The organism is Streptococcus cristatus (assembly GCF_001588905.1).
GTDB lineage: Bacteria > Bacillota > Bacilli > Lactobacillales > Streptococcaceae > Streptococcus > Streptococcus cristatus_N.
The window spans coordinates 1-3,642 of sequence record NZ_LAWH01000073.1; the positions used below are offsets into that span (position 1 = coordinate 1).

Below are 3,642 nucleotides of genomic sequence, written 5' to 3' on the forward strand. Positions count from 1 at the left end.
ATCAGCTTTTACAGCCCTACTCAACTGTGCGGAGGTGGGACGACGAAATCGAATTCTAACCAATTACCGATTTCTGTCCCACTCTCTTTTCTATAGGTTGCAGTCCGCTTCAACACGAATTATCATTTCTATTTCAAGATTTTAGAAATATTTTAGAAATGCTTGATGAATACTTAATAAGTGTCCGATATACTGGATAGTGAGGAAAGGATTTCCAAAGATAATTCAAAAAGGAGAAGTAAAACCATGGAAAATATTTTAGTTTTACAAGGGGTCAGCAAAAAGTTCGGCCAACAACAGGCTCTGAGCGATGTCAATCTGACCATCAAAAAAGGAGATATTTACGGTCTCATCGGTAAAAACGGAGCTGGTAAAACCACTCTGATCAAAATTATGACCCAGCTGATGCATGCCAACAACGGAACCGTGTCTCTCTTTGGTTCCAGCAATCAGGCCGAATGGACACAAGCCCTCAAGCGGGTCGGCTCGGTCATTGAAACGCCCGTTGCCCACAACCACTTGACCGCCTACGAAAATCTCAGCTACTACTGCAAACTGCGCCAGATTCCTAATGCCGATAAGGCCATCCAAGAAACGCTCAACTATGTAGACCTGACGGACACTGGCAAGAAGAAATTTCGCGACTTCTCCCTCGGTATGAAGCAACGTTTAGGCATCGCTATCGCCCTACTATCCAAGCCAGATCTGATGATTTTAGACGAGCCTATCAACGGACTAGATCCTGTCGGCATCAAGGAATTTCGCCAGCTTGTTCAAAAGCTCAATGAAGAGCTGGGCATGACCTTTGTTATTTCCAGTCATATCCTATCCGAGCTCTATCTAGTCGCTACGCGCTTTGGCATCATCGACCAAGGTCATATGATCAAGGAAATTTCTAAGGCTGAATTTGAAGAGCAAAGCGAAGATTATATCGTCTTGAAAACAGATCATTTGGAGGAAGCCAGCCAGCTGCTCCAAGACCAATTAGGCTACCGCATCAAGGTGGTCAATGCTCTCAATGAGATCCATGTCTTTACCCATTCGCACAACATCAACAATATCGTAAAAGAGTTGGTCACAGCTGACTTAGTCATTCAAGAAATCTACTATGCACGGCAAAATCTCGAAAATTTCTTTACAGATTTAGTTGATCAAAACCAGGGAGGTCTATCATGATTCAAACCATTCGCGCTGACTTTTACCGTCTCTTCCACTCCAAGGGCTTTTGGATTACCGAGCTCGTTTTACTAGCCAATACCCTGCTCAGCGTCCTCTATAAGGTTACCAGCAGATTTGGAACATCCATTGGGATGGATGGACAAAACGTCACTCAGCAAGTACCAGTAAAAATGACGGGTATCAATGCTCTTGCCCATTTCTCTGGAAATTCTGACAGTGTTATATTTTTCACTCTCATTGTCGTCTGCCTCTTATTAGGTGTGGACTTGTCCCGTAAGCTTTATAAAAACAGCCTCGCTCACGGTATTTCACGGACAGAGTTCTTCTTATCTAAAACTTTGGTCTCCTTTGTTGTTGCCATCTTCCAATTCATCCTCTTGCTAGGGCTATCCTTCATCATCGCTAGCGCTATCAATGGAATTGGGACAGCTCCGGCAGGCTTCTTTGACCAATTTTTACTAACTATTCTCGTCCAGCTCATGATAACCATCGCTTGGATTAGTATTGTGTCTTTCGTCCTTTATATCAGCCATTCCATTGCTGCGGTCTTTATTACCTATTTTGTCGGAAGCGCCCTGCTCGTCTTTCCAGTCTTGCTCTATCCTCATATAGAGTTGTTCCGCTATTTAACCTTACGATTTGGAATAGTGATGGCTGCGGATCCTGCCGTTGTTTTGCAAGCTAGCTTGGTAGCAATTGGCATAGCAGTCTTCTTCCTAGGCAACAGCCTCCTCATTTTCAAGAAAAAAGATCTCTAAAACCAAAGAATCAGCTAATCTTCTGACTAGCTGATTCTTTTTTATAAGGCCACAATCAATTCAAACCAATCGTCCTCTGCTTGAATGGTCAAATCACCACCTAAGATTTCGACCAGCTGCTGGGTGATATAAAGGCCCAGTCCAGAGGATTCCTCACTACTGGAGAGGTTTTCAGAATAGAAGCGATTAGTCAGCTTATCCAGATGTAAAATGGGCTTCTGAACCTTATTTTTGACCTGAAAAATAACCTTTTGCCCTTCATTTTTCAGACTGATGCTGGCTGCTTCTCGGCCATGTTTGAGGACATTGCTGAGCATGTTCTGGACGATTCGATCAAAGATATCACTGTCCGTTTCCAGCAACAAATTTTCAGACAAATCCACATCTAAATCAATCCCTGCTCGCTGAAAGGCATCATAGTAGGCAAAGAGTTGCTGGGTGACCAGCTGGGATAGATCTACTCGCTGCAACTTCGGTCGAATAGCTCCTTCCATCAAGCGACGGTATTCCATCAGAGCCTCCAAGCGTCTGGATACCATACCTAGATTATCCGCAATCTTTTGCAACTGCTGGTCCATCTGGTCCTTATCAGCGTCCTTGAGTAGCTGTTGCGTATAGCCACTAGCAATAGTCAGCGGTGTTCGGATATCGTGGGCAATATTGCTGATAGCCATGTCCAAGGTTTTCTTTTCCTGCTGGGTCACAAAGGACATCTTATCAATTTCCTGAAAAAGCTGCTCCACCTCGTCAGTCAGAGCCACTAGACTAGGAGCTTGATCTCTCAAGGTCAAGCGAACCTGACTTCCTGTACGACGTTTGTCACGGATCTGGCTGGTCAGACTACGAATCGTCAGATGATAGCGAACCAGCGAGATTGACAAGAAAAGTATGAGCCCGAAGGCTAAAATCAACCACATAGCTAATCCTCCTTGAGCCGCACGCCCAGACCCCAAATGGTCTCGATATAGTCTGTCGAACTATCCAGCTGGGCTAATTTCTTACGAAGATTACTGAGATGGGCATTGAGCGTATTATCGCCTGGCAGATAGGTCTCCTCCCAGACCAACTCATACAGCTCCTCCTTGGTAAAAATCTTTTTAGGATGAGCCAGCAAGGTCTGGAAGATCTGAAATTCCTTTTTCCCCAGCCGCATGGACTGGTCCCCAGAAGCAATTTCAAAGGTATCTGGCAGAAGGCGAATGTTTTTGATCAAGGTCTCCCCAGCAGGCTTAGACTGGGACTGCTGACTGCCTCGCAGTTGGACAGTGACACGCGCTGCCACTTCGTCTAGATTAAAAGGCTTGACAATATAGTCATTGGCGCCGTCCAGCAGATACTGGCTCACCAGACTCTTTTCACCCAGAGCTGTCAGCATGACCACCGGCACCTGACTGGTCTTGCGAATTTCCCTCAGCACCTCATCGCCATTTTTTCCCGGCAGCATAATATCCAGCAAGACTAGATGAATCTCTTCTTCCGCAAAAATCCGCAGTCCCTCGGTTCCAGAATAAGCTGAAAACACGACATGCTCCTGCGTAAAGAGATTTTTCAAAATCTCATGAATATCATTGTTGTCTTCAATTAGTAAAAGATTGGCCATCATCATTCTCCAATAGCTTGATAAAACTAGTGTAGCAAGGATGAGCCAGCAAGTCAATCAAATATAAACGATACAAAAGAAAGAGAGTGGGACAGAAATCGGTAA

Annotated in this window: 4 protein-coding genes; 2 read left to right on the top strand and 2 right to left on the bottom strand. The window is 44.7% G+C overall.

The window, feature by feature from the left end; all coding sequences use genetic code 11:
* Positions 1-246 precede the first annotated feature (246 nt).
* Entirely contained in the window at positions 247-1,176 is a 930-nt protein-coding gene (locus A0765_RS09720) for an ATP-binding cassette domain-containing protein (protein ID WP_062006374.1), read from the top strand.
* A complete protein-coding gene (locus A0765_RS09725; protein WP_062006375.1) occupies positions 1,173-1,937 on the top strand; it encodes an ABC-2 transporter permease family protein in 765 nt (254 codons plus the stop codon). The genes A0765_RS09720 and A0765_RS09725 overlap by 4 nt, the downstream gene beginning before the upstream one ends.
* Positions 1,938-1,978: 41 nt before the next feature.
* On the opposite strand, the gene A0765_RS09730 is transcribed toward A0765_RS09725, so the two are convergent.
* Positions 1,979-2,854, bottom strand: a complete 876-nt coding sequence (locus tag A0765_RS09730) for a sensor histidine kinase (RefSeq protein ID WP_062006378.1) — start codon at positions 2,852-2,854, stop codon at positions 1,979-1,981.
* 2 nt (positions 2,855-2,856) lie between these two features.
* Complete coding sequence (locus A0765_RS09735) at positions 2,857-3,537, bottom strand: response regulator transcription factor (protein ID WP_062006380.1); 681 nt, start codon at positions 3,535-3,537, stop codon at positions 2,857-2,859.
* Positions 3,538-3,642 lie beyond the last annotated feature (105 nt).

Bases quoted from the DNA above. Each gene is read 5' to 3' on its own strand.
- A0765_RS09720 (WP_062006374.1), top strand. From the start codon at position 247: ATGGAAAATATTTTAGTTTTACAAGGGGTCAGCAAAAAGTTCGGCCAA.
- A0765_RS09725 (WP_062006375.1), top strand. From the start codon at position 1,173: ATGATTCAAACCATTCGCGCTGACTTTTACCGTCTCTTCCACTCCAAG.
- A0765_RS09730 (WP_062006378.1), bottom strand. From the start codon at position 2,854: ATGTGGTTGATTTTAGCCTTCGGGCTCATACTTTTCTTGTCAATCTCG.
- A0765_RS09735 (WP_062006380.1), bottom strand. From the start codon at position 3,537: ATGGCCAATCTTTTACTAATTGAAGACAACAATGATATTCATGAGATT.